This is a genomic window from Herbaspirillum sp. GW821-FHT09A12, assembly GCF_059418325.1.
This window is the reverse complement of the sequence record NZ_JBWKPR010000001.1, coordinates 65,762-88,467: the sequence shown is the minus strand read 5'-3', so window position 1 is coordinate 88,467 and position 22,706 is coordinate 65,762. Positions and strand designations below refer to the sequence as shown.

The window sequence follows — 22,706 nt, the reverse complement described above, 5'->3', positions numbered from 1 at the left end:
AAACGCAAAAGGCGCATCCCTTGCAAGGGGATGCGCCTTTTTCAATGGCAGCGGCCAATCCTGCCGATATCAGCCGAAGTAGTTCAGGCCCAACGCCGCATTGACTTCCGACATGGTCTGCGCCGCCACCGCGCTGGCGCGCTCGGTGCCGCGCTTCAACATGGCCAGCGCTTCGCCGCGGTCCTTGGCGAAATGTTCGCGGCGGGTGCGGATCGGCTCCAGCATTTCTTGCAGGATGCCTTCCAGGCGGCGCTTGACCACGCTGTCGCCCAGGCCGCCGCGGGTGTAGTGCGCCTTCAGTTCTTCCACCGCGGCGCGGTCGGGATCGAAGGCATCCAGGAAGGAAAACACCACGTTGCCCTCGACCTGGCCCGGATCGTCCACCCGCAGGTGGTTGGGGTCGGTGTACATGCGGTGCACGGCCTGCTTGATCTCGGCCGGTGTGGCGCCCAGCGCGATGGCGTTGCCCAGCGACTTGCTCATCTTGGCCTTGCCGTCGATACCCGGCAGGCGCGCCGTTTCCGACAGCACTTCCTTGCACTCCACCAGCACTTCGCGCTCGACGGTGGCGTTGAATTTGCGCACCAGCTCGTTGGTCTGCTCGATCATGGGCAACTGGTCGCCGCCCACCGGCACCAGTTGCCCCTTGAAGGCGGTGATGTCGGCGGCCTGGCTGACCGGATAGGTCAGGAAGCCGGCCGGGATGTCGCGCTCGAAACCGCGCAGGCGGATCTCTTCCTTGATGGTGGGGTTGCGCTCCAGGCGCGACACCGTCACCAGGTTCAGCAGCACCATCGACAGTTCATACAGTTCGCGCACCTGCGACTGGATGAAGATGGTCGACTTTTCCGGGTCGATGCCCACGGCCAGGTAATCCAGCGCCACTTCCAGCACGTTGTCGGTGACCTTCTGGTGGCGGCCGACGTTGTCGGTCATGGCCTGGGTGTCGGCCAGCAGCAGGAACTGGTTGGCGGTTTCCTGCAGCGCCACGCGCGACTTGAGCGAGCCGATGTAATGGCCGAGGTGCAGCGGGCCGGTGGGACGGTCGCCGGTGAGGACGGTGGGGCGTGCGGCTGGAGCGTTGGATGCGGGGGCGTTCGAAGACATGGACATTCCTGATCAAATCGATTATCTGGAATGCCGCCGGTCCGAAGCGTAAAAACAATGCCGCCGGAACCGGCGGCATCACATTGTCAAACTGTGTGAAAACGGGCCGCCTGGGTCAGGCGCGCCACCAATGCTGGATTTTCGCAAGCTGGATTCGGAAAAACATGGCTGCGAGTATAGCATTGCCGGCCGCCGATGTTGCGCCGCACCGCCCGCCGACGCCGAAAAAATCCGGCCTCGGCGGCAACTGGAGCGGCGAGGCAGGCTTAGGCTTATCCCCTGCCCCGCGCTTATGCTTGTCTCACGCGCGCTGCGAATCCAGTTGCTCGTCGTTGCGGGCCACTTCCTGGGCCTTGGCATAGCTTTCGATCAGCAGTTGGTACGGCGGGAACACCGAACTGTAGGCTTCGGCCCATTGCAGCGCGTCTTCACGGTTCCAGGTCTTTTGCACCTCGGAACAGACGGCGGCCGTATCCATCGGCACCACGCCGGCCTGCACCACGCGCGCGAGGGTGATCTCCTGCGCCATCTTGGAGTAGGTGCCGGAGGCATCGATCACGGCAAACACCTGGTAGCCCGCATGCACGGCGGCGATGCTCGGAAACGCCATGCACACGCTGGTGATAGTGCCGGCGATGATAAGTTGCTTGCGGCCGGTGGCCTTGACCGCGGCCACGAATTCGGGGTTGTCCCAGGCGTTGATCTCGCCCTTGCGCGCCACGTACTGCGCATGCGGGGCGTATTGATGGATTTCGGGAATGAGCGGGCCGTTCGGGCCTTGCGGCACCGAGGCCGTGGTGATGACCGGCATCTTCGCCAGCGTCGCGATCTTGGCCAGGGTGGTGGCGTTGGCGCGCAGCTCGGTCATCGGCATGTCCTTGACGGTCTGGAACAGGCCGCTCTGGTGGTCGATCAGCAGCATCGCCGCATCGTCCGGATTGATGATGGGGCGTGCGCCGTTGAAATTGGCCGGGGTGTTGGATGTGTTCATGGTGTGCTCCTTTGGAAATGGGAAAAATGCTCCTCAGTGACGGCAGGCCCGATGCGGCAATGGGCCTGCCGGCTTCTCACTCGACGGCTTCCTGCCGATGTTCCGCGGCAGGTGTTGCAGGTGCGATGCGTCCGAATTGGCCGCCGTTGAAATCGTCGATCGCCTGGCGGATCTCGGCTTCGCTGTTCATGACGAACGGGCCGTAACCCACCACCGGCTCATCGATCGGTTCGCCGGACAGCCACAGCAGCGTGGCGTCGCTGTTGGCTTCGATCTCGACCTCGCTGCCGGCGCGGTCGAAATGCACCAGTTGGCCTTCGCGGGCGACTTCATTGCCGGTGACCAGCACCGTCCCGTGCAGCACGACCATCGCCAGCGAATGGCCGGCCTTTGCGGCGAAGCGGTCAATGCCGCCCTGGCGGATGCGCACGTCCCACACATCCATCGGTGTGAAGGTTTGCGCCGGGCCGCGCCGGCCGTCGAACTCGCCGGCGATCACCCGGACCCGGCCTGCCCCCTCAGGCAGCTCCACCGACGGAATCTGGCCATCCAGCAGGGTCTGGTAGCGCGGCGCCGCCATCTTGTCGCTGGCCGGCAGGTTCACCCACAGTTGCACCATTTCGATGGTGCCGCCGCGTTCGGTGAACGCCTTCGAGTGGAACTCTTCATGCAAGATGCCGCCGCCGGCGGTCATCCATTGCACGTCGCCGGGGCCAATGCGGCCGCCTGCGCCGGTGGAGTCGCGATGTTCCAGTTCGCCTTGGTAAACGATGGTTACCGTTTCAAAACCCCGGTGCGGATGCTGGCCGACGCCGCGCGGACGCGCTGCGGGCTCGAAACGAGTCGGGGCGGCATGGTCGAGCAGCAGGAACGGGCTCAGGTGCCGGCCCAGGCCGTCGTAACCGAACAGCGAACGCACCGGAAATCCGTCGCCGACCCAGTGTTGGCGGGGGGCGCTGTAGATGCCGAGGATCTTCTTCATGCTCATCTCCTGATGGGCCATGCAACATGCAGTGGCGTTATGGAGAGAATAGGATTGAAACGATGATGGCGGTAGATGCTAATATTTGGCATCAGCGTCCTATTTAAAGAACGATAGAATCATGCGCGATCTCAATGACCTCTACTACTACGTGCAAGTGGTGGAACATGGCGGCTTCTCCCCGGCGGGACGCGCCCTGGGCATGCCGAAGTCCAAGCTGAGCCGACGCGTCGCCTTGCTGGAGGAGCGCCTCGGGACGCGCCTGATCCAGCGTTCGACGCGACGCTTCGCCGTCACTGAAATCGGCCAGACCTACTACAGCCATTGCAAGGCGATGCTGGTGGAGGCCGAGGCGGCGGATGAATCGGTGGCGCTGATCCATGCCGAACCGCGCGGCATCGTGCGCATGACCTGCCCGGTGGCGCTGCTGGACGCGCGTATCGCCGACATGGTGGCGGCCTTCATGGTGGCCTACCCGCGCGTGGAGATCCACCTGGAAGAAACCAACCGGCGTGTGGATGTGGTGGGCGAAGGCATCGATGTCGCCATCCGGGTGCGCCCGGGGCCGATCGAAGACAGCGACCTGGTGATGCGCGTGCTGGCCGAACGCGGGCAATGCCTGGTGGCTTGTCCGCGCCTGCTGGCCGATGGCATCCCGACGGTGCCGGCCGACCTCGCCGCGCTGCCGAGCATGGGCCTGGGGCTGCCCCAGCAAGAACATGTCTGGAACCTGATCGGTCCCGACGGCGCCACAGCGGCCGTGCGCCACCATCCGCGCCTGATCACGCGCGGCATGCTGGCTTTGCGCACGGCTGCCGTGGCTGGCGTGGGCGTAGTGCAACTGCCTTCGATGATGGTGCGGGAACAGATCGCGCGCGGCGAGCTGGTGCATGTGATTCCGGGATGGGCGCCGCGGCGCGAGATCATCCATGCGGTGTTCGCCTCGCGTCGAGGATTGTTACCGGCGGTGCGGGCGCTGGTGGATTTTCTGGCGGCGCAATTCCAGGCGCTGGATGAGGATTGAGCCGGCGGGCTCTGGCACGGCCATAAAAAACCGCATCCAATGGATGCGGTTTTTCATTACAGGGACAAGGCTCAATACGCTCCCGGCGGCGGTCCGTAGTACACCGGCGGCGGGCCGTAATATCCCGGAGGCGGTGGCGGCGCGTAATAGTAGCGGCGCGGGTGATAGGTATAGACGGTAGCCTGGCGCTGGCTCTCGACCTGGTTGCCCTTGCTGTACATGCACTGGGTATAGGTCATGTCGTAGCGCTGCTGCATCGAATAGTTGCCGCCGGCGGCCGCATTGCTGCCCGCGGCGCTGCCCACCAGCAACCCGCCGCCGGCGCCGATGGCCGCACCGGCGCCGGCATTGCCCGACGCCGCGCCCACCAATGCGCCGGCCACGGCGCCGATCGCGGTGCCTACGGCGGCGCTGTTGACCGCATTGTTCTGGGTCTGCTGCGCCTGGCCGCCAATGGCTTCCTGCGCGTATTGCTGGCACTGCATCTGGTCGGCACGGAACTGTTCATAGCTCTTGTCCTTGCCGGGCATGGCCATGACCGACGGGCCGGTCGGCACGCTGACGCAACCGCCGAGCGCCAGCAAGGCGCCGATGGCGGTAACCGCTGTAGCTGTCTTGTAGATGGGTTTCACGATATGTCCTCGATGTTTCCTCGATGTTTCCTATGCCGCCGGCGGCATGGTATTTCAATCTTCAGCCTGGATACGCGTCGCGGTTATTGCGGTGGCGCTCCCGGGGTGCCTGGCGTGTTGGGCACCACTCTCATCCAGTTGCTGGGACAACTCTGGACGTAGGGGTAGTAGGCCTTCGATTCCGGGCAGTAGTACCAGAAATCCTGGCGCGGCTGCTCGATATAGACCGGCGGCGGCGCGCGCTCGATGTAGACCGGCGGAGGATAGTAAACCGGCGGCGGCACCCATATCGGCCCGCCGATCACCACGCCGCCATAAAAACGGGGATGCGCATAAGTCGCCGCGCTGGCCATCAGGCCGGCCACGGCAAGCGCGCCGCAAATTCCGATTGCCGCTAACTTTTTCATTGTTCGCCTCTGCGAATTACCCACATCCGGTCGCGCTTGCGGCCGGTCTCCTGTCGCGCCTTGCCTGCCTTTCCTGCCTGCAGCTTTTTTCTCAATCCCGGCAATCCCACGCCAGGCCTGGCTGCAAGCGCATCGGGCGCATGAAAGCAATATACGCCGCGCCCCGCCGGAAAACCTGAGTTGTTTCAATTCGTAACCCAAATAAATATTGCTATACATAAGGCTGCAAGGCCTTTGCAATCAGGGCCCCAGATTGCCGATGCGCGGATGAAAAAAGGATGACAAAGATCGGGGGCGCACGGACTCCCAAAAAAGGAAGCAGGGCATGGACGCCGCCGTCCATGCCCCGCCGATGCCATGCTTGCCGACCAGGAAGATCAGCCCGGTCGGGTCATCTCTTCCGGCTTGATCCACTCGGCGAATTGCTGCTCGGTCACATAGCCCAGCGCCAGGGCGGCTTGCTTGAGGGTAGTGCCGTCGTGGTGAGCCTGCTTGGCGATCTTGGCGGCCTTGTCGTAGCCGATGTGCGGCGCCAGCGCGGTTACCAGCATCAGCGAACGCTCCATCAGGTCGGCGATGCGTTCGCGGTTGGCTTCGATGCCGCGCGCGCAGTGCTCCTCGAAGCTGGCCATGCCGTCGGCCAGCAGGCGCACGCTTTGCAGGAAGTTATGGATGATCACCGGCTTGAAGACGTTGAGCTCGAAGTTGCCGGATGCGCCGCCGATATTGAGCGCGACATCATTGCCGAACACCTGGGCGCACAGCATGGTCAGCGCTTCGCATTGGGTCGGGTTGACCTTGCCCGGCATGATGGAGCTGCCCGGCTCGTTTTCCGGGATGGTGATTTCGCCCAGGCCCGAGCGCGGGCCGGAAGCCAGCCAGCGTACGTCGTTGGAGATCTTCATCAACGCCGCCGCCAATGTTTTCAGGCCGCCGTGGGCCGCCACCAGCGCATCATGCCCGGCCAGCGCCGCGAACTTGTTGGGCGCGGTCTTGAACGGGAAGCCGAAATGCCTGGCCAGTTCCGCCGCCACGCGCGCGCCGAATTCGGGGTGGGCGTTCAGGCCGGTGCCCACCGCGGTGCCGCCGGCGGCCAGCTCGGACACGCCGTTGAGCGTGGCGATGATGGCCGCTTCGGCATGCGCCAGTTGGGCGACGTAACCGGAGAATTCCTGTCCCAGAGTCAGCGGGGTGGCATCCTGCAAGTGGGTGCGGCCGATCTTGACCACGTCGGCGAACTTGGCGGATTTTTCTTCCAGGGTGGCGCGCAGCTTGTGCAGCGAGGGAACCAGGTGCGCCGCCACCGCCATGCAGGCGGCCACATGCATGGCCGTCGGGAAGATGTCGTTGGAGGACTGGCCGCGGTTGACATCGTCGTTGGGGTGGATCAGGCGTTCTTCGCCGCGCACGCCGCCCAGGATTTCCGAAGCGCGGTTGGCCAGCACTTCGTTCATGTTCATGTTGCTCTGGGTGCCGGAACCGGTCTGCCAGACCGACAGCGGGAACTCCAGCGGATGCTTGCCGGCGATGACTTCGTCGGCGGCGGCGATGATGGCGTCCGCCTTCTTGCCATCGAGCTTGCCCAGGTCGCGGTTGACGCTGGCGCAGGCGCGCTTGACCGCCGCCAGCGCCACGATCAGCTCGGCCGGCATGCGTTCGGTGGAAATGCGGAAGTGGTGCAGCGAGCGTTCGGTCTGTGCGCCCCACAGCCTGTCGTCCGGGACTTCGATCAGGCCAAAGGTATCGCGCTCCATGCGGTGTTTCATGATGCTTCTTCTCCGTAAGTATGGGAAACCGCCCGGGCAGGAGGCGCAAGCGGGCGCGCCTCTTCCCGAAACAGCTTCCGAAGGCCGGGAACGGCCCGATAACCCCGTACGGCTCTGGCTAAGCACTAGCTAAGCACCGGCTGAGCAATATGAGATGCTGAAACCGACACCGCGCGGCATGGCCGGGCGGGATATTCAAACGTTCTTAGTTTAGCTGCTGGCGGGGCCGTCTGCAGGAGGCAGCGGCGGGAAGTGCTGGCGGTTTTGCTGCTGGCGCGGCGCGCCCCGGCGCCATTGCCATGCGGGCGGGCTTATCCGCCCTGTTTGTCGCCCGCGGGAGGATCGGGCAGGACACAGGCGTCGAGCACCTGCAGGTCATTGTCCTTGGCGAAGTTGACGACGAAGTGGTAGGCCAGCGGATCGAGATCGCGCAGCGCCTGGTTGACCGCCACGGAACGGATGCCGTTGATCATCGTCGGCAACACGTAGGGAGAATATTTCAGGTGGGCATTGCGCCCGCCCGAACCTTCAGGGCGGAAACACGACATCACGCCGCACAGCCGTTCCGCCCAGTCGCTGGGACGAAACTGCCTGCCATCCGAAGTTTGCCCGAGAATGATGAATTCTTGAGCCGGCGCGTTGGAGGGTTTGATGGGATCAGCCATACGTGCAGTTCTTCTAAAGCGCTTGCAACCGAATGCCCTTGTCCTGTTGGGACTGGAGCCCTGAGTTCCGAGGTGCCTTCGCAATCGATGCGTGGGTGCCTGCGGCTGTATGTATTATATCTTATATAAGACCTGGTTTCTACCGGTCTTCTGCCCTGCCCGGCCTCCCCGCCGCTTACCGCTTATTGCTTGCCGCCCTTCCTGTTGCCGGGCCGCAGCTTTGGTCCAGCCGGCATCCGATGCCCGCTGGCAAGTTTCCCCTGCATGCTCAGCAGCCGAAGTATACCGGGATGCGCAATGCCCTGCTTCAAAAAACAAGCGGGCCTGGGCCCGCTTGGTTGTTCATCCGGCGGCGTCAGCCCATCCACACCGCCACCGACAGCAGCAGCAGCAGGAACATCCACAGCAGCAAGGCGCGCCAGACCAGGCCCACCGTACTTTGCAGCGTGCGCGGGGACGGCGTATCGCCGGGCAGGCCATCGGTTTCTTCCGGCAAGGTGTCGACCGTGGCGGCGTCGACCGGCAGGACGATGCCGGCCGCGGCCTCCTTGCCGGTGCCGAAACGCACGCCCATCGCACCGCCGCCTGCGGCCAGGATGATGCCGGCCGCCTCATCGTCCCAGCGGCTGGCGAAGTTGCGCCAGGCGTAGATCGCGTCCTCGAAGTTGCCCACCACGGCGAATGCGGCCGCGGTCAGGCGCGCCGGGATCCAGTCGATCCAATAGAAGGCGCGCGCGGCGAAACGGCCGAAGGCCTCGTATTTCATATGATCGGGCTCGTTCCAGGCGCGCGACAGGTACTCGGACACGCGGTACATCACCGCCAGCGCGGGGCCGGCCGGCATCAGGAACCAGAAGAACACGCCGAACACATGGCGGTGCGTGGTGATCAGCGCGCGTTCGGCGGCGATGCGGGAGATTTCGCTCACATCCATGCCGGCGGTGTCTTGCTTGGTCCATTCGGCCAGCAGCGCGCGCGCGGTCATTTCATCGCCGCCGTTCAATGCCAGCTGGATCGAGGTGAAGTAATGGCTGTAGTGGCGAAAACCCAGCGTCAGGTAGACGATCAGCACGTTCCAGGCGAAAGCGGCAATCGGGCTGATGTGCAGGCACAGCCAATAGATGAGCGCGGCAGGGACGGTCAAGGCGCCGACCATCACCGCCCAGCCGAGCCGGCCATGGTGCGCGTGGCCGGCATTGAACCAGCCCTCTATGCTGCCGGCGAAAGACTTGATCGATGCATAAATCGGATTATCCGCACGCAGTGGTTTGAGTTGTTCGATTAACAGCGCAAAGAGAATGGAGAGGAATGTCATCAAGCGGCCTTAGGTGTCTCTATAGCCAGTACGATAGCGCAGTGCATGATGGGAATCAAACAATTGATTCACTAGCGGGATTGAATGCATGGCCAGCGCTGCCCGCGCCTGTGCTTCAACTGCGCAGAAAATGGAAAAGATTGCGCAGCATGCCGGCCGTGGCGCCCCAGATGAAATAGCGCTGGTAAGGCATAGTGTAGAAGCTGCGGCGGCCTACCGGCAGCGGCAGGTCGACCGAACGGCGCTGGTGGTTGAGGCCGTCCATCAGGAACGCCAGCGGCACTTCGAAGATCTCGTCCACCTCGCGCGGGTCGGCGACGGTGTCGAACGGCGGCTGGATCAGGCCGGCCACGGGGGTGACCCGATAGCCGGTGCCGGTCAGGTAATCCGGCAGGGAGCCGATCACTTCGACATGGCTGCGCGGCAACCCGATTTCCTCTTCGGTTTCGCGCAGCGCGGTATCGATGGCCGAACTGTCGTAGTCTTCACGGCGCCCGCCCGGGAAACTGATCTGGCCGGCGTGGTCCTTCAGGTCGGCAGTGCGCTGGGTAAACAGCACGGTCAGGCCTTCCGGACGCAACACGATGGGAATGAGCACCGAGGCCAGCCGGAAGCGCCCCTTGGCGTCGGCCATGCGGGCCAACTGGTCGCCGCTGTGTTCCGGCTCCCAACGCGGCGGATCGGCGAAACGCCGGCGCAACCAGTCGGCGTTCAGGCGCGCTATCTCCAGCGCGTTCTCGCCGGCGACGGCATCCACGGGAAGGGTGACTGGATCGAAACTGGCCACGATGTGATCGGCTTAGTGTTTGAAACTCAAGATCGGGCGGAAATGAAAAAGGGGCGTCGCGAGACACCCCTTTTCCTGACGCATCGGCATGCCGGAATTACTCTGCAGCCTTTGCAGCGCGGCGGCTTGGCAGCTTTTCCTTGATGCGAGCCGACTTGCCCGAACGCTCACGCAGGTAGTACAGCTTGGCGCGACGGACATCGCCACGGCGCTTGACTTCGATCGAAGCGATCAGCGGCGAGTACAGCTGGAAAGTACGCTCCACGCCTTCACCGGACGAAATCTTGCGGACGATGAAGTTGGAATTCAGGCCGCGGTTGCGACGCGAAATCACGACGCCTTCGTAGGCCTGGGCGCGCTTGCGGGTGCCTTCAACCACGTTGACGCTCACGATGACGGTGTCGCCGGGTGCGAAGTCGGGGATGTTCTTGGCGAGACGCGCGATCTCTTCTTGCTCGAGTTGCTGGATCAGATCCATTTTTTTGCTCCTGTAACCATCTTGCTGGCGCCCGGCGCCTTGCGGCCTGCCTTGTTGCCCAGTAGAGGATGGGGTTTCAATGACAACGGCGAAAAACCGCTGCACGTTACTGCATGTTGCAGCCCTTGGCGGCAAAAGCCGCCGGTGCTGCCGCATCTACTACTTCTACTACTTCTTTACGCGATGCATCGCATTTCTTCTGCGGCATCGTCACGGCCTGCTGTCAGCAGCGCTTACTGCTGCTTACTGCAAACCGCTCAAAAACTTTTCATCGGCACTGCTCAACAGGCCGTTTTCGCGCGCCCTGGCGATCAGGTCGGGACGCTTGGCCTGGGTCGCCTCCAAGGCCCGCTGGCGACGCCATTTCTGGATCTCGGCGTGGTGGCCGCCGAGCAGGATGGCCGGCACCGCCTCGCCTTCGTACTCTTCCGGCCGCGTATAGTGCGGACAATCGAGCAGGCCGTTGACGAAACTGTCTTCCACCGCCGATGCGCCATCGTTGAGGGCGCCCGGCAGCAGGCGGATCACCGCATCCATCAGCGCCATCGCCGGCAGCTCGCCGCCGGAGAGCACAAAATCGCCGATGCTGATCTCTTCATCCACATGCTTGTCGAGCAGGCGCTGGTCGATCGCTTCATAGCGTCCGCACAGCAGCACCACACCCGCATCCTGCGACAGCCTGACCACACGCTCGTGGGTAAGCGGCGCGCCTTGCGGCGACAGGTACACCACGCGCGGCGCAACCAGGCCCAAGTCCTGCTGGCGCTGCTTGGCGGCGCCAATGGCTGCCTGCAACGGCTTGGCCAGCATCACCATCCCGGGGCCGCCGCCGTAAGGGCGGTCATCCACGGTACGGTGGTTATCGGTGGTGAAATCGCGCGGATTCCACAGCGACAACTCCCAGCGTTTCTGCTCCAGCGCCCGGCGGGTAATGCCCGACTGCGTCAGCGCCGCGAACATCTCGGGAAACAGAGTGACGACATCGAACTGCATCACGCCTCCATTTCCATGAAACCTTGTTTGATATCGCCGGCAATGAATGGAAATGAAAAAACTGACCGCAGTCAGTAATCCAGTCCCCAGTCGACGATGATCTTCTTTTCTGCCTGCTGCACCGTCTTGACGAACTGGCCGACAAACGGGATCAGCAACTCAGGTGCGCCGGCCGGTTTCCCTGTGGCGCCCTGTTCAGCTTCCTGCACCGGCATGGCCACGCGCAGGATGGGATGGGCGCCGTTGTCCATCATGTCGGCCACCACGCCCAGCTGTTCGCCCTGCAGGTTTTCCACCGAGGCGCCGATCAGGTCGACCCAGTAGAACTCATCGTCATCCAACGCCGGGAAGTGCTTGCGGGAGATATGAACCGCATTGCCCTTGAGCGCTTCGGCGGCATTGCGATCAGCCACGCCGGTCAGGCGGGCGACAACATCGCCGCTATGCCCCTTGGACTGCATGACTTCGATATCCTGCTTGGGCAGGCCGGATTTCTCCAGCCACCAGGTTTTCGCATTCAGCAAGGCATCAGCCTGCGCCGAATACGGACGCACGCGAATCCAGCCCTGAATGCCGTAGGCTCCCGTCACATGGCCGACGGTCACGAGATCGTCGGGTGCTTCGATGCCTGCCTGGACTGGATTATTCACTGATACGCCACATCTGGCCTGCTTCCATGCGCCGCGACGGGCGCGAAAACAGGCCGGACAAACTTAATTAAGCAGCAGCCTTCTTGCCAGCGTCGGCAACCAGACGGGCAACGGTCGGCGACAGTTGCGCGCCAACGCCTTGCCAGTGGGCCAGACGGTCGGCGGCGATACGCACGATTTCTTCCTTGCCCGATGCAACCGGGTTGTAGAAGCCGATACGTTCGATGAAACGGCCGTCGCGGCGATTGCGCGAGTCGGTTGCAACGATGTTGTAGAAGGGGCGCTTCTTGGCGCCGCCACGAGCTAAACGAATAACGACCATAATGGTTCCAGTAAGAATACGGACACGGAAAAGCCGCAAATTATAACGGACTTCCACACCGCACGGCAACCTGATTACCGCTTTTGTGTGCTTAACCAACGCAGAAAGGCGGCAAAAACCGCCGATTCTGACGCCAAATTACATCAGGGCAAGGGCTGCACAAGCCCATCGCGCACCCAACGATGCCAAAACAACAAGATGAACCCAGCCTTTCCTGCAAGTAAGATGCGCGCGCCGTTCGGCTATACTTGCCCGATACCCTTACGACAACATCGCCGCCGGCCGCATCGCCGCGCGCACAATGAGACCAGGCATGAGCAATCCAAGCACGCACAAGAACAAAACCCTGGCCACCCTGATCGCCGCCGTGCTGGGCGGCATCGGCCTCCACCGTTTTTACCTGCATGGCATGCGCGACCGCTTCGGCTGGCTGCACGTCCTCTCGGTTCCGCTTTCGCTGGCGCTGATGGCCGCCTACCCACAAGTGTCGCCATTGTTCACCGCCCTGCCCTTGGTGCTGTCCATCCTGTGCGGCTGCCTGGAGGCGCTGGTGCTCGGCCTCACCCCCGATGACAAATGGGACCTCAGGCATAACCCCGCCAGCGGCCGGCAATCGAAATCGCACTGGATTCTGGCCGTGATCATCGTCTTGACAGTCGGCGTAGGCGCGATGGGACTGATCGCCCTGCTGGCGCGCAGCTTCGACCTGCTGTTTACCGGCGGCGCGTTCGGCTGAGACCCGCCGCTCCAAAGACAAAGCCCGGAAGGCCTACTACGGCCTTCCGGGCTTTTTTACAACTTCCCTCCCGACCAGGAATCGGGCCTCTCTCAGAACTGCTCTTCGCTCAACGCCAGCACCGATTGCGCGCCTTCGATGATGGCAGTACGGTAAGCCAGCGCCTGCGGCAGGATCTGGTCGGCAAAAAAGCGCGCGGTGGCCAGCTTGGCCTCATGGAAGCTGGCATCGCCTTCGCCCGCCTTCAGCCTGGCGGCGGAAATGGCTGCGGCGCGCGCCATCTGCCAGCCGCCCAGCACCACGCCGGCCATCTTCAGATAGGTCACGCTGCCGGCGAACACCGACTTGATGTCGCCCTTGATGTTGGCCACCACGTAGTCGACCACTTCCTCCAGCGCGCCGGCCGCCTCGTTCAGGCGCAAGCCGATGGACTTCAAGCCGGCGTCGCCCTCCAGCTCGGCCGCGGTCTTGCGCACCTGGGCGATGATGCCCTTGGCGACAGCGCCGCCATCGCGCGCGGTCTTGCGCCCGACCAGGTCATTGGCCTGGATCGCGGTAGTGCCTTCGTAAATCGACAGGATGCGCGCGTCGCGGTAGTACTGCGCGGCGCCGGTCTCTTCAATGAAGCCCATACCGCCATGCACCTGCACGCCGGTTGAGGTGACATCGATCGCCAGCTCGGTCGACCAGCCCTTGACGATGGGCACCAGGTATTCATAGAAGGCCTGGTTGGCCTTGCGCGTGGCCTCGTCCGGATGGAAGTGGGCGGCGTCCGACGTGGCGGCGGCGACATAGGCCAGTGCGCGCGCGCCTTCGATCTGGGCGCGCATCGACATCAGCATGCGGCGCACGTCCGGCTGGTGGATGATGCTGACGGCGCCGGCGGAACCGGCCAGGTCACGCGACTGCACGCGATCCTTGGCGTAAGCGACGGCCTTCTGGTAAGCGCGCTCGGACACCGCCAGGCCCTGGATGCCGACCGCGAAGCGTGCCGCGTTCATCATGATGAACATATATTCCAGGCCACGGTTCTCTTCGCCCACCAGCGTGCCGATAGCGCCGCCGTGGTCGCCGAATTGCAGCACCGCGGTCGGGCTGGCCTTGATGCCGAGCTTGTGTTCGATCGAGACGCAATGCACGTCGTTGCGTTCGCCCAGCGAGCCGTCGGCATTGACCAGGAACTTGGGCACGACGAACAGTGAAATGCCCTTGACGCCCTCCGGCGCATTCGGCGTGCGCGCCAGCACCAGGTGCACGATGTTCTCCGCCATATCGTGCTCGCCATAGGTGATGAAGATCTTGGTGCCGGACAACTTGAAGCTGCCGTCGCCCTGCGGCACCGCGCGCGTGCGTACCAGCGCCAGGTCGGAACCGGCCTGCGGCTCTGTCAGGTTCATGGTGCCGGTCCACTTGCCGGAAATGAAGTTGGCGATGAAGGTGTCCTGCTGCTCCTTGGTGCCGGCGGTCATCAGCGCCTCGATGGTGCCGTCGGTCAACAACGGGCACAGCGCGAAGGACAGGTTGGCCGAGTTCAGCATCTCGATACAGGGCGTGGCCAGCAACTTGGGCAAGCCCTGGCCGCCGAATTCGACCGGATGCTGCACGCCTTGCCAGCCGGCTTCGCCGAACTGCTTGAAGGCTTCCTTGAAGCCGGCGCTGGTGGTGACTTTACCGTCAGTCCAGTAGCTGGGCTGCTGGTCGCCGGAATGGTTCAGCGGCGCCACCACTTCGCTGCAGAACTTGGCGTTTTCTTCCAGGATGGCCTCGGCCGTCTCCGGCGTGGCATCCTCGCAGCCGGGCATGGCGTTGACTTCGGCCAGCCCTGCCAGCTCGTTCATGACGAACAACATATCCTTCAATGGCGCGGTGTAACTCATCTCCAACCTCCTCTTGGGAACGATCTGCCGTCGTCCCTTGCTTGCGAAAAATGCCTCCGGCGACAAGAAATAAAAACAAAGCGGCGCCGGATGGAAATACCCCGGCGAAAGCCGGGGCAAAAACTACCGTGGATGCAGTCGGGGGTCAGCCCAGTTGCTTGACCAATTCGGGCACGACCTCGAACAGGTCGCCGACGATGCCGTAGTCGGCCACCGAAAAGATCGGCGCCTCTTCATCCTTGTTGATCGCCACGATCACCTTCGAATCCTTCATGCCCGCCAAATGCTGGATCGCGCCCGAGATGCCGACCGCGATGTACAGGTTGGGCGCCACGATCTTGCCGGTCTGGCCAACCTGCCAGTCGTTGGGCACGTAGCCCGCGTCCACTGCCGCGCGCGAAGCGCCCATGGCCGCGTTCAACTTGTCGGCCAGCGGCTCCAGGATCTTGAAGCTTTCCGACGAGCCCATGCCGCGCCCGCCCGAGACGATGATCTTGGCCGCGGTCAGTTCCGGACGATCCGACTTGGCCACCTCGCGGCCGACGAAGCTGGACTTGCCCGAGTCGGCTACCGCCGGGATGCTTTCCACCGCCGCCGAACCGCCTTGCGCAGCCTGGTCGAAACCGGTGGTGCGCACGGTGATGACCTTGATCGGGTCAAGCGACTGCACGGTGGCAATCGCGTTGCCGGCATAGATCGGACGTTCGAAGGTGTCGGGCGAATCGACCTTGGTGATGTCGGATATCTGTCCCACATCCAGCCTGGCGGCCACGCGCGGCAGGATGTTCTTGCCGTAGGCGGTGGCCGGCGCCAGGATGTGGCTGTAATCCTTTGCGATCGCCAGGACTTGTTCCGCGACGTTCTCGGCCAGGCCGTCGGCGAATTGCGCGGCATCAGCCAGCAGCACCTTGGCTACACCCGCCACTTGCGCAGCGGCATCGGCCACGGCCTTGGCATTCGATCCTGCGACCAGGACGTGGACATCGCCGCCAGCCTGCACGGCGGCGGTGATGGTGTTGAGGGTGCTGCCTTTCAGGCTGGCGTTGTCGTGTTCGGCAATAACGAGTGCGGTCATGATCAGATCACCTTTGCTTCATTTTTCAGTTTGGCCACCAGCGTGGCCACGTCCGGCACCTTCACGCCGGCGCTGCGCTTGGGCGGCTCGGCGACCTTCAGCGTCTTCACGCGCGGCGCCACGTCCACGCCCAATTCATCGGGCTTGACGATATCCAGCTGTTTCTTCTTGGCCTTCATGATATTGGGCAGCGTCACGTAACGCGGCTCGTTCAGGCGCAAGTCGGTGGTGATGATGGCCGGCAAGGCCAGGGACAGGGTTTCCAGGCCGCCGTCCACTTCGCGGGTGACCGTCACCTTGCCCTCTTCCAGCACCACCTTGGAAGCGAAGGTGGCTTGCGGCCAGCCCAGCAAGGCGGCCAGCATCTGGCCGGTCTGGTTGCAGTCGTCGTCGATGGCCTGCTTGCCCAGGATGATCAGTTGCGGCTGCTCCTTCTCGGCCAGCGCCTTGAGGATCTTGGCCACGGCCAGCGGCTGCAGTTCCACGTCCGCGCCGACTTCGGCCAGGATGCCGCGGTCGGCGCCGATGGCCATCGCGGTGCGCAGGGTTTCCTGGCATTGCGTGACACCGGCCGACACCGCGATCACCTCGGTGATCTTGCCGCCTTCCTTGAGGCGCACCGCTTCTTCCACCGCGATTTCGTCAAACGGGTTCATCGACATCTTGACGTTCGCAATATCCACGCCCGTGCCGTCGCTCTTGACGCGCACTTTCACGTTGTAATCCACTACGCGCTTGACTGGTACTAATACTTTCATCGCATGGCCCTTGAAAAAATCGAATTGACGTAAACGTAAACTTTTGCCGAATTATAAAAGCAAAACGAAGCGCCCACCGAAATTTAGCACGATCGTTCTTTTTAATAATCGAAGCATACACATTAATTTATTGAAGCGGAAGAGGAATTGCCGCCGCAAACAAAAAAACCTCAAGAGAAAGCAGCTGCCGTGATTTCAGCGATGGCGGCGCATCGATGTTGCGATGCAATATCCTGCCCCACCGCATGGGACGTCCACAGAAGCGGTCGGTGGAATCGGCCGGTGGAATCGGCCGGCAATTCCTGCCCGTCGCAGGATAAACCACAAGAACCCTTCAGGCGTTCCGCTGCACGGATCGGAATCAGGCCGCCAGATGCGGCACCTTCTCGCCACGCAAACCGGCAACCAGGTTGGCCACGGCCAACTCGGCCATCGCCATGCGCGTTTCGTGCGTGGCCGAACCGATATGCGGCAAGGCCACTACGTTGGACAGTTTCAACAACGGCGAATCGGCTGGCAATGGCTCGACTTCGAACACGTCGAGACCGGCGGCATGGATGGTCTTGTCCTGCAAGGCCTGGATCAGCGCGGCCTCATCGACGATGCGCCCGCGCGAGGCATTGATGAAAATGGCGCTGCGCTTCATCAACCCGAACTCGCGCGCGCCGAACATCTTTTCTGTCTCCGGCGTCAACGGCAGCATCAGGCAGACGAAGTCGGATTGCGCCAGCAAGGCCTCCTTGCTGACGAAGCTAGCGTCCAGCTCGCGCTCGACCTCGGGATTGGGACGCGTATTGTTGTACAGGATCTTCATGCCGAAACCATGATGGGCGCGCCGCGCCACTGCGCTGCCGATACGGCCCATGCCAATCAGGCCCAGCGTCTTGCCGTGCACGTTGACTCCGTATTGCGCTTCGCCGATGCTGCCCTTCCAGTGGCCGGCCTTGACGAACTCGGCCAGCTCCACCACGCGGCGCGCGCTGGCCAGGATCAGGGAAAAGATGGTGTCTGCGGTAGCTTCGGTGAGTACGCCGGGCGTATGCGCCAGCATCAGGCCGCGCTGCTTGAAATAGTCCAGGTCGAAATTGTCGACACCGACCGAGACGGTCGAGGCGATCTTCAATTCCGGCGCGCCGTCCAGCATCTCGTTGGTGATCGCCAGGCTGGCGCCGATGATGCCATGCGCACGCTTGAGCGCCTCCAGGAAAGCGGCACGGTTGCCGTCATTGACGCGATCGAACAGGGTCACATCGAATTCAGCTTGCAGTTGCTCCGCCAGATGCCCCGGCAATTTCTTGTACACCACCACACGCTGTTTCATCGATCTTCCTGTCCTGTTGTCCTGTTGAATTGATTGGGCCGGATTAGCCCGCGGCCTCCAGCTCCGCACGGGTCGGCAGGCCTTCCATGTCGCCCACCACCTGGATGGCGAAGGCGCCGATGCGGTTGCCGCGCATCACCGCCTGTTCGACCGGCAAACCTTCCAGCATGCCGCTGATGACGCCGACCGCGAAACCGTCGCCGGCGCCCACCGTATCGACCACTTGCTTGACCTTGACGCCGGCAACCGTGCCTTCATCGCGGGCATTGCGCCAGTACGCGCCCTCGGCGCCGAGCTTGATGACCACCATCGATACGCCGCGCTCCAGGTAGAAGGCGGCAATATCGCGGGCTTCAGTGTACCCCGTCAGGATTTTTCCTTCAGACAGCCCCGGCAAGACCCAGTCGGCCTTGAAGGCCAGTTCGTTCAGCTTCTGCGCCATTGCCTCTTGCGAAGGCCACAGCATGGGGCGCAGGTTGGGATCGAAGGAAATCGTCTTGCCGCGCGCGCGCATGAAGTCCAGCGCATGGTGGGCGAATTGCATGGTGGTTGCCGACAATGCCGGCGCGATGCCGGTCGCATGCAGGTGGCGCGCATTGCCGAAATACCGCTGGTCGAAGTCGGCCACCGACAAGTGGCTGGCGGCCGAACCCTTGCGGTAATACTCGATCGCCGGGTCAGCCCCATCCACCGCCTTGGCCTTCAACTGGATCGCCGTGCGGAATTCCATATCGGTAATCACGCGGCTGACATCCACGTTTTCCTGCGCCACCCGTTTCCTGATGAAGCGCCCGAACGAGTCGTTGCCCACGCGGCTGGCCCAGCCCACCTTCAATCCCAGCCGCGCCAGGCCGATGGCGACGTTGGTCTCGGCGCCGGCCAGGCGCCGCGTGTATTTCTCCACATCCTCGAAGGCCCCGACCTCATCGGCCACCAGCAAGGCCAGCGCCTCGCCATAGGTCACCACATCCAGCTGCACTGCATCCGTACTCATTATTCCCTTCCCGTCAAACCGAAGCCAGCAGCGCCACATAACGCCGCGTGACTTCCTCCAGATCGCTGCCGACCAGCGGAAACTCGATGGCCCGCTGTATTCCCTTGGGGAAGTGCGACAGCAATTGCGGCCAATGCGCGTCCTGCGCCTCCAGCGGCACCGCTTTCAGCTTACCCTGGTCTTCGCGCACGCCCTTGCAATGCACGTAGCGCACATGCGGCGCCAGCGTGCGCGCCGCCAGGTCGGGATCGATGCCGTGCCAGCGCCAGTTGCCCATGTCGAAAGTCATGCCGAAGGCATAACCGTTGCCGGTGCACAGCGAGAGGAAGCTGACGATAGGCTCCAGCCTGCCGCCCTGCGCGGTCTGGTCGTTTTCCAGCAGCACCTCGACCGGCGCCTTTGACAGGTAACGCAACAATGCCTGCAAGTCGCTGGCCGCCGAAAAATGGCCGAGCGAAACCTTCAGGTAACGCGCGCCCACCTCTTCCGCTTCGGCCATGGCGAGATCGATCGTCGCCCGGTCGAACTTGCCGTCCGCGCCGAACAGCTCGAACGGCGCCGAGTAGACTGAAAACAGCTTGCGCTGCGCGATCAGCGCGCGCAAGGCCGGCAAATCCTGCGGGCCGTCGAACAGCTCGCGCCGGATTTCCAGTCCGGCCGCGCCGGCCCCGGCCACCATCGGCACCAGGTCGGCATGGCCGACGCGGCGCACCAGGTCGGCCCCGTAAGCGGAGGCGGCCACCAGGACGGGAGTCATTTGACCGAACCCGCGCCGATGAACTGCCGGGCTTCAGGCGTCTGCGGATCGGCGAAGAACTCCTTCGACGGCCGCGCCTCCCATACCCGTCCCTGATGCATGAAGACGGTCAGGTCGGCCACGCGGCGGGCGAATTCCATTTCGTGCGTGACCAGCAGCATGGTCATGCCGCCGCGCGCCAGCTCTTCCATCACCTTCAGCACTTCGACCGTCAATTCCGGGTCCAGTGCCGACGTCACTTCGTCGAACAGCATCACCTGCGGCTCCATCGCCAGCGAACGCGCGATCGCCACGCGCTGCTGCTGGCCGCCGGAAAGCTGCTCGGGATAAGCGTCGCGCTTGTGCTCCAGCCCGACCTGCTTCAACACCTTGAGCGCGGTCTCGCGGCTGGCCTCGGTGGCCACCTTCTTGACGATGCGCGGCGAGAGCATGATGTTTTCTTCCACCGTCAGGTGCGGGAACAGGTTGTAGTGCTGGAACACCATGCCCACGTCCTTGCGCAACTCGATCAGGTGCTCATGCTTGTTGGTCAGCTTGTGCCCGGCCACGGAGATGCTGCCGCCGTCGATGCTTTCCAGGCCGTTGATGCAACGGAGCATGGTGCTCTTGCCGGAGCCGCTGCGGCCGATGATCGCCACCACCTGGCCGCGTTCGACCGACAGCGAGATGCCGTTGAGAACCTGGTTGCTGCCGAAGCTCTTGGTGATGTTGTCAATCTCAACGATGGGCATGTAATTTCCTCTCTAAGGCGAAGCTGAAGCGCGACAGCGGATAGCAGAATACGAAATAAATGGCGGCGACCACAGGGAACACCAGGAACGGCTGGAAGGTCGCGTTGCTGACCAGCTTGCCGGCCTGGGCCAGTTCCACCAGGCCGATGATGGATGCGATCGAGGTGTTCTTGACGATCTGCACCAGGAAGCCCACGGTGGGCGGCAGCGAGATGCGCATGGCCTGCGGCAGGATCACGTAGCGCAACTGCTGCCAGCGCGTCATGGCCAGCGCGGTCGAGGCCTCCCACTGCGGCACCGGCACCGCCTCGATGCAACCGCGCCAGATCTCGCCCAGGTAGGCGCTGGCATAGATCGTCATGGCGATGGTCGCCGCCACCATCGGCGGCAGCTTGTAGCCGAAGATCGCCAGCCCGTAGAACGACAGAAACAGGATGATCAGCACCGGCGTGCCCTGGATGATCTGGATGTAGACCGCCGAAATGAAACGCAACGCCTGGATGTGCGAGGTGCGCATCAGGGCCACGATGAAGCCGGCGATGCCGCCGCCGACGAAGGCCAGCGCGGACAGCAGCAAGGTCCACTGCGCCGCTTCCAGCAGGAACAGGAACTGGTCGAAGGAAAATTCTGAAAGCATTACATCCTCCTCGGACGGGGAACGCCCAGACGGCGGCGACGTTTGAACACAACCAGGCCGATCAGCCAGAAAGCCAGGCGGAACAGCAGCGCCAGTGCGATGTAGAGGAACATCACCACCAGGTAGATCTCGAAGCTGCGGAAGGTCTCGGCATCAAGCAGGTTGGCGGTGGCGGTCAGCTCCTCGGCCGAGATCGCCGACACGATGCTGGAGGCCAGCATCATCAGCGTGAACTGGCTGGCCAGCGCCGGATAGACCTTTTCCAGCGCCGGCGTCAGCACCACATGCCGGATCACCTGGGCGCGCGTCATGGCCAGCGCCTGCGCCGCCTCGATCTGCGAGGGATGGATCGCCATCATGCCGGCGCGCACGATCTCGGTGGAATAGGCGCCGAGGTTGACCGTCATCGCCACCAGCGCGGCGATGTTGGCGTCGACCTGCACCCCGATGGAAGGCAAGCCGAAGAAAATGATGAACAGCTGGACCAGGAACGGCGTGCTGCGGATCAGCTCCACATAGGAGGTCACCGCGAAGCGGGCCGGCGCCGAACCGTGAATGCTCACGATCGCCCCGAAGATCCCCACCGCCAAACCGCAGATCATCGACAGCGCGCTCAACCGGATGGTGAGCAGCGCGCCCATCAGCAACTGGTCGAGATGCTGAAAGATGAACGCGAACTGAAATTCATAATGCATTGTGTGCTCCTTGCCTTGCGCCGTTGCCGCCCCTGCGAAGGCAGGGGCCCAGCGACGTTGGATGCTTCGGCAACCGTAATAAAGAGACTAAAGAGACTAAGTCCCTGCCTTCGCAGGGACGATACTTCTTTGGAACCGGATACCTTGATTTAGAACACTGGCAGGTTCGGCAGCGGGCCGGACCACTTGCGCGAGATCGCATCCAGCTCGCCGTTCAGCTTGACGTAGTAGATGAAATTGTTGAGCCATTGCTGCAGTTCATAGGAACCCTTGCGCACGGTCATCGAATTCGGCTGCACCGAGTACGGGAACTTGACTTCGATCTTGCCCTGGCCGCGGGTCTTCACGATTTCGGTGGCCATGGTATTGGGGATCGAGATCGCGTCGACCTGGTTGGACAGCAATGCCTGGGTCACGGTGGAGTCATCCTCGAAGCGGACCAGCACGGTGCCCGGAGGCGCCAGGCGGGTCAGCGCGGTGTCGTTGGTGCTGCCGCGCGAGACGCCGACCTTCTTCTTCACCAGGTCATCCAGCTTCTTGTAGCTGGAACCGACCGGACCGACGATGGACAGTTCGAAACCGCTGTAGGGAATGGTGAACAAGACCGCCTTGGCGCGTTCCGGCGTCGGCGCCAGGGTCGCGGCCAGCATGTCGACCTTGCCCGACTCCAGCGCCGGAATGCGGGCCGGCGGCACCAGCGGTACGATTTCCACCGGCAGGCCGAGGTACTTGCCGATCAGGTTGGCCACATCGACGTCGTAGCCGATCGGCGTGCCCTTGGCATCGACGCTGCCGAACGGCGGGGTGCCGCTCACCACGCCGATGGTGATCTTGCCCTTCTTGGTCAGCTCGGCGATGCTCTGCGCGCTGGCGCTGGCGCTGGCCGCGCCGGCGACCGCGCAGGTCGCGGCCAGGGTCAGCGCGATGAATTTCGCATTCAGTAATTTTTTAATCATACTCATGACTCATCTCCTTATCGCCGCCGCTTGCCATCCGTAGGCAGGCA

Annotated in this window: 25 protein-coding genes; 2 read left to right on the top strand and 23 right to left on the bottom strand. The window is 63.1% G+C overall.

The genetic code is table 11. From position 1 onward, the window contains the following. Positions 1–69: 69 nt before the first annotated feature. From trpS to AC07N6_RS00400, 3 genes are all read right to left on the bottom strand, one after another. A complete protein-coding gene (gene trpS, locus AC07N6_RS00410) occupies positions 70–1,107 on the bottom strand; it encodes a tryptophan--tRNA ligase (RefSeq protein WP_494780359.1) in 1,038 nt (345 codons plus the stop codon). Between the two features lie 301 nt (positions 1,108–1,408). Continuing rightward, entirely contained in the window at positions 1,409–2,098 is a 690-nt protein-coding gene (locus tag AC07N6_RS00405) for an isochorismatase family protein (RefSeq protein ID WP_494780358.1), read from the bottom strand. 76 nt (positions 2,099–2,174) lie between these two features. After that, the gene (locus AC07N6_RS00400; RefSeq protein ID WP_494780356.1) at positions 2,175–3,080 is read right to left on the bottom strand and encodes a pirin family protein; all 906 of its coding nucleotides are present in this window, start codon (positions 3,078–3,080) and stop codon (positions 2,175–2,177) included. 121 nt (positions 3,081–3,201) lie between these two features. Here AC07N6_RS00400 and AC07N6_RS00395 point away from each other — a divergent pair, with 121 nt between their 5' ends. Beyond that, on the top strand, positions 3,202–4,104 hold the full coding sequence (locus AC07N6_RS00395) for a LysR family transcriptional regulator (protein ID WP_494780355.1): 903 nt from the start codon (positions 3,202–3,204) through the stop codon (positions 4,102–4,104). Positions 4,105–4,175: 71 nt separating this feature from the next. Here AC07N6_RS00395 and AC07N6_RS00390 read toward each other — a convergent pair whose 3' ends face one another. The 10 genes from AC07N6_RS00390 to rpsP form a co-directional block, all read right to left on the bottom strand. After that, complete coding sequence (locus AC07N6_RS00390) at positions 4,176–4,736, bottom strand: glycine zipper family protein (RefSeq protein WP_494780354.1); 561 nt, start codon at positions 4,734–4,736, stop codon at positions 4,176–4,178. Positions 4,737–4,819: 83 nt separating this feature from the next. Next, positions 4,820–5,143, bottom strand: a complete 324-nt coding sequence (locus AC07N6_RS00385; RefSeq protein WP_494780353.1) for a hypothetical protein — start codon at positions 5,141–5,143, stop codon at positions 4,820–4,822. A 377-nt stretch (positions 5,144–5,520) separates the two neighbouring features. Beyond that, positions 5,521–6,909: a class II fumarate hydratase gene (gene fumC, locus AC07N6_RS00380; protein ID WP_494780352.1), complete on the bottom strand. Its 1,389-nt coding sequence runs from the start codon at positions 6,907–6,909 to the stop codon at positions 5,521–5,523. Between the two features lie 311 nt (positions 6,910–7,220). Then, positions 7,221–7,574: a DUF3579 domain-containing protein gene (locus AC07N6_RS00375; protein WP_494780351.1), complete on the bottom strand. Its 354-nt coding sequence runs from the start codon at positions 7,572–7,574 to the stop codon at positions 7,221–7,223. A 355-nt stretch (positions 7,575–7,929) separates the two neighbouring features. Further along, positions 7,930–8,889, bottom strand: a complete 960-nt coding sequence (locus tag AC07N6_RS00370; protein WP_494780350.1) for a CobD/CbiB family protein — start codon at positions 8,887–8,889, stop codon at positions 7,930–7,932. Between the two features lie 115 nt (positions 8,890–9,004). Then, on the bottom strand, positions 9,005–9,676 hold the full coding sequence (locus tag AC07N6_RS00365) for a CoA pyrophosphatase (RefSeq protein ID WP_494780349.1): 672 nt from the start codon (positions 9,674–9,676) through the stop codon (positions 9,005–9,007). 97 nt (positions 9,677–9,773) lie between these two features. Next, positions 9,774–10,154 (bottom strand): 50S ribosomal protein L19, encoded by a 381-nt coding sequence (gene rplS, locus AC07N6_RS00360; protein ID WP_494780348.1) that lies wholly within the window; start codon positions 10,152–10,154, stop codon positions 9,774–9,776. Positions 10,155–10,397: 243 nt separating this feature from the next. Continuing rightward, positions 10,398–11,147 carry a tRNA (guanosine(37)-N1)-methyltransferase TrmD gene (gene trmD, locus AC07N6_RS00355; protein ID WP_494780347.1) on the bottom strand — a complete coding sequence of 250 codons (750 nt, stop codon included), beginning with the start codon at positions 11,145–11,147 and terminating at the stop codon, positions 10,398–10,400. A gap of 71 nt (positions 11,148–11,218) precedes the next feature. Beyond that, positions 11,219–11,797, bottom strand: coding sequence for a ribosome maturation factor RimM (gene rimM / locus AC07N6_RS00350; protein WP_494780346.1), 579 nt, complete (start codon positions 11,795–11,797; stop codon positions 11,219–11,221). A gap of 67 nt (positions 11,798–11,864) precedes the next feature. Further along, on the bottom strand, positions 11,865–12,119 hold the full coding sequence (rpsP, locus tag AC07N6_RS00345) for a 30S ribosomal protein S16 (protein ID WP_008116712.1): 255 nt from the start codon (positions 12,117–12,119) through the stop codon (positions 11,865–11,867). A gap of 313 nt (positions 12,120–12,432) precedes the next feature. Between rpsP and AC07N6_RS00340 the strand changes: the two genes are divergently transcribed. Then, positions 12,433–12,855: an NINE protein gene (locus tag AC07N6_RS00340; protein WP_494780345.1), complete on the top strand. Its 423-nt coding sequence runs from the start codon at positions 12,433–12,435 to the stop codon at positions 12,853–12,855. A gap of 92 nt (positions 12,856–12,947) precedes the next feature. On the opposite strand, the gene AC07N6_RS00335 is transcribed toward AC07N6_RS00340, so the two are convergent. The 10 genes from AC07N6_RS00335 to AC07N6_RS00290 all read right to left on the bottom strand — a co-directional run bounded on the left by AC07N6_RS00335 (position 12,948) and on the right by AC07N6_RS00290 (position 22,662). Continuing rightward, on the bottom strand, positions 12,948–14,732 hold the full coding sequence (locus tag AC07N6_RS00335; protein WP_494780344.1) for an acyl-CoA dehydrogenase: 1,785 nt from the start codon (positions 14,730–14,732) through the stop codon (positions 12,948–12,950). A gap of 145 nt (positions 14,733–14,877) precedes the next feature. Further along, complete coding sequence (locus tag AC07N6_RS00330) at positions 14,878–15,807, bottom strand: electron transfer flavoprotein subunit alpha/FixB family protein (RefSeq protein WP_494780343.1); 930 nt, start codon at positions 15,805–15,807, stop codon at positions 14,878–14,880. A gap of 2 nt (positions 15,808–15,809) precedes the next feature. After that, positions 15,810–16,565, bottom strand: a complete 756-nt coding sequence (locus AC07N6_RS00325; RefSeq protein ID WP_494780342.1) for an electron transfer flavoprotein subunit beta/FixA family protein — start codon at positions 16,563–16,565, stop codon at positions 15,810–15,812. A gap of 361 nt (positions 16,566–16,926) precedes the next feature. Beyond that, positions 16,927–17,886: a 2-hydroxyacid dehydrogenase gene (locus AC07N6_RS00320; RefSeq protein WP_494780341.1), complete on the bottom strand. Its 960-nt coding sequence runs from the start codon at positions 17,884–17,886 to the stop codon at positions 16,927–16,929. A 43-nt stretch (positions 17,887–17,929) separates the two neighbouring features. Next, positions 17,930–18,880 (bottom strand): sugar kinase, encoded by a 951-nt coding sequence (locus AC07N6_RS00315; RefSeq protein ID WP_494780340.1) that lies wholly within the window; start codon positions 18,878–18,880, stop codon positions 17,930–17,932. A gap of 13 nt (positions 18,881–18,893) precedes the next feature. Then, a complete protein-coding gene (locus tag AC07N6_RS00310; protein ID WP_494780339.1) occupies positions 18,894–19,637 on the bottom strand; it encodes a sugar phosphate isomerase/epimerase family protein in 744 nt (247 codons plus the stop codon). Further along, a complete protein-coding gene (locus AC07N6_RS00305; RefSeq protein ID WP_494780338.1) occupies positions 19,634–20,368 on the bottom strand; it encodes an amino acid ABC transporter ATP-binding protein in 735 nt (244 codons plus the stop codon). The genes AC07N6_RS00310 and AC07N6_RS00305 overlap by 4 nt, the downstream gene beginning before the upstream one ends. Beyond that, the gene (locus tag AC07N6_RS00300; RefSeq protein WP_141912555.1) at positions 20,355–21,005 is read right to left on the bottom strand and encodes an amino acid ABC transporter permease; all 651 of its coding nucleotides are present in this window, start codon (positions 21,003–21,005) and stop codon (positions 20,355–20,357) included. Before AC07N6_RS00300 ends, AC07N6_RS00305 begins: the two co-directional genes overlap by 14 nt. After that, positions 21,005–21,700: an amino acid ABC transporter permease gene (locus AC07N6_RS00295; protein WP_494780337.1), complete on the bottom strand. Its 696-nt coding sequence runs from the start codon at positions 21,698–21,700 to the stop codon at positions 21,005–21,007. Before AC07N6_RS00295 ends, AC07N6_RS00300 begins: the two co-directional genes overlap by 1 nt. 149 nt (positions 21,701–21,849) lie before the next feature. Continuing rightward, a complete protein-coding gene (locus AC07N6_RS00290) occupies positions 21,850–22,662 on the bottom strand; it encodes a transporter substrate-binding domain-containing protein (RefSeq protein ID WP_494780336.1) in 813 nt (270 codons plus the stop codon). Positions 22,663–22,706 lie beyond the last annotated feature (44 nt).

Excerpts from the sequence above, each read along its gene's own strand:
- AC07N6_RS00325 (WP_494780342.1), bottom strand. The coding sequence starts at position 16,565 with ATGAAAGTATTAGTACCAGTCAAGCGCGTAGTGGATTACAACGTGAAA.
- AC07N6_RS00375 (WP_494780351.1), bottom strand. The coding sequence starts at position 7,574 with ATGGCTGATCCCATCAAACCCTCCAACGCGCCGGCTCAAGAATTCATC.
- AC07N6_RS00405 (WP_494780358.1), bottom strand. The coding sequence starts at position 2,098 with ATGAACACATCCAACACCCCGGCCAATTTCAACGGCGCACGCCCCATC.
- AC07N6_RS00315 (WP_494780340.1), bottom strand. The coding sequence starts at position 18,880 with ATGAGTACGGATGCAGTGCAGCTGGATGTGGTGACCTATGGCGAGGCG.
- AC07N6_RS00335 (WP_494780344.1), bottom strand. The coding sequence starts at position 14,732 with ATGAGTTACACCGCGCCATTGAAGGATATGTTGTTCGTCATGAACGAG.
- AC07N6_RS00385 (WP_494780353.1), bottom strand. The coding sequence starts at position 5,143 with ATGAAAAAGTTAGCGGCAATCGGAATTTGCGGCGCGCTTGCCGTGGCC.
- trpS (WP_494780359.1), bottom strand. The coding sequence starts at position 1,107 with ATGTCTTCGAACGCCCCCGCATCCAACGCTCCAGCCGCACGCCCCACC.
- AC07N6_RS00305 (WP_494780338.1), bottom strand. The coding sequence starts at position 20,368 with ATGCCCATCGTTGAGATTGACAACATCACCAAGAGCTTCGGCAGCAAC.
- AC07N6_RS00395 (WP_494780355.1), top strand. The coding sequence starts at position 3,202 with ATGCGCGATCTCAATGACCTCTACTACTACGTGCAAGTGGTGGAACAT.
- AC07N6_RS00400 (WP_494780356.1), bottom strand. The coding sequence starts at position 3,080 with ATGAAGAAGATCCTCGGCATCTACAGCGCCCCCCGCCAACACTGGGTC.
- AC07N6_RS00330 (WP_494780343.1), bottom strand. The coding sequence starts at position 15,807 with ATGACCGCACTCGTTATTGCCGAACACGACAACGCCAGCCTGAAAGGC.
- AC07N6_RS00295 (WP_494780337.1), bottom strand. The coding sequence starts at position 21,700 with ATGCATTATGAATTTCAGTTCGCGTTCATCTTTCAGCATCTCGACCAG.
- AC07N6_RS00370 (WP_494780350.1), bottom strand. The coding sequence starts at position 8,889 with ATGACATTCCTCTCCATTCTCTTTGCGCTGTTAATCGAACAACTCAAA.
- rplS (WP_494780348.1), bottom strand. The coding sequence starts at position 10,154 with ATGGATCTGATCCAGCAACTCGAGCAAGAAGAGATCGCGCGTCTCGCC.
- fumC (WP_494780352.1), bottom strand. The coding sequence starts at position 6,909 with ATGAAACACCGCATGGAGCGCGATACCTTTGGCCTGATCGAAGTCCCG.
- trmD (WP_494780347.1), bottom strand. The coding sequence starts at position 11,147 with ATGCAGTTCGATGTCGTCACTCTGTTTCCCGAGATGTTCGCGGCGCTG.
- AC07N6_RS00290 (WP_494780336.1), bottom strand. The coding sequence starts at position 22,662 with ATGAGTATGATTAAAAAATTACTGAATGCGAAATTCATCGCGCTGACC.
- AC07N6_RS00320 (WP_494780341.1), bottom strand. The coding sequence starts at position 17,886 with ATGAAACAGCGTGTGGTGGTGTACAAGAAATTGCCGGGGCATCTGGCG.
- rpsP (WP_008116712.1), bottom strand. The coding sequence starts at position 12,119 with ATGGTCGTTATTCGTTTAGCTCGTGGCGGCGCCAAGAAGCGCCCCTTC.
- AC07N6_RS00340 (WP_494780345.1), top strand. The coding sequence starts at position 12,433 with ATGAGCAATCCAAGCACGCACAAGAACAAAACCCTGGCCACCCTGATC.
- AC07N6_RS00300 (WP_141912555.1), bottom strand. The coding sequence starts at position 21,005 with ATGCTTTCAGAATTTTCCTTCGACCAGTTCCTGTTCCTGCTGGAAGCG.
- AC07N6_RS00310 (WP_494780339.1), bottom strand. The coding sequence starts at position 19,637 with ATGACTCCCGTCCTGGTGGCCGCCTCCGCTTACGGGGCCGACCTGGTG.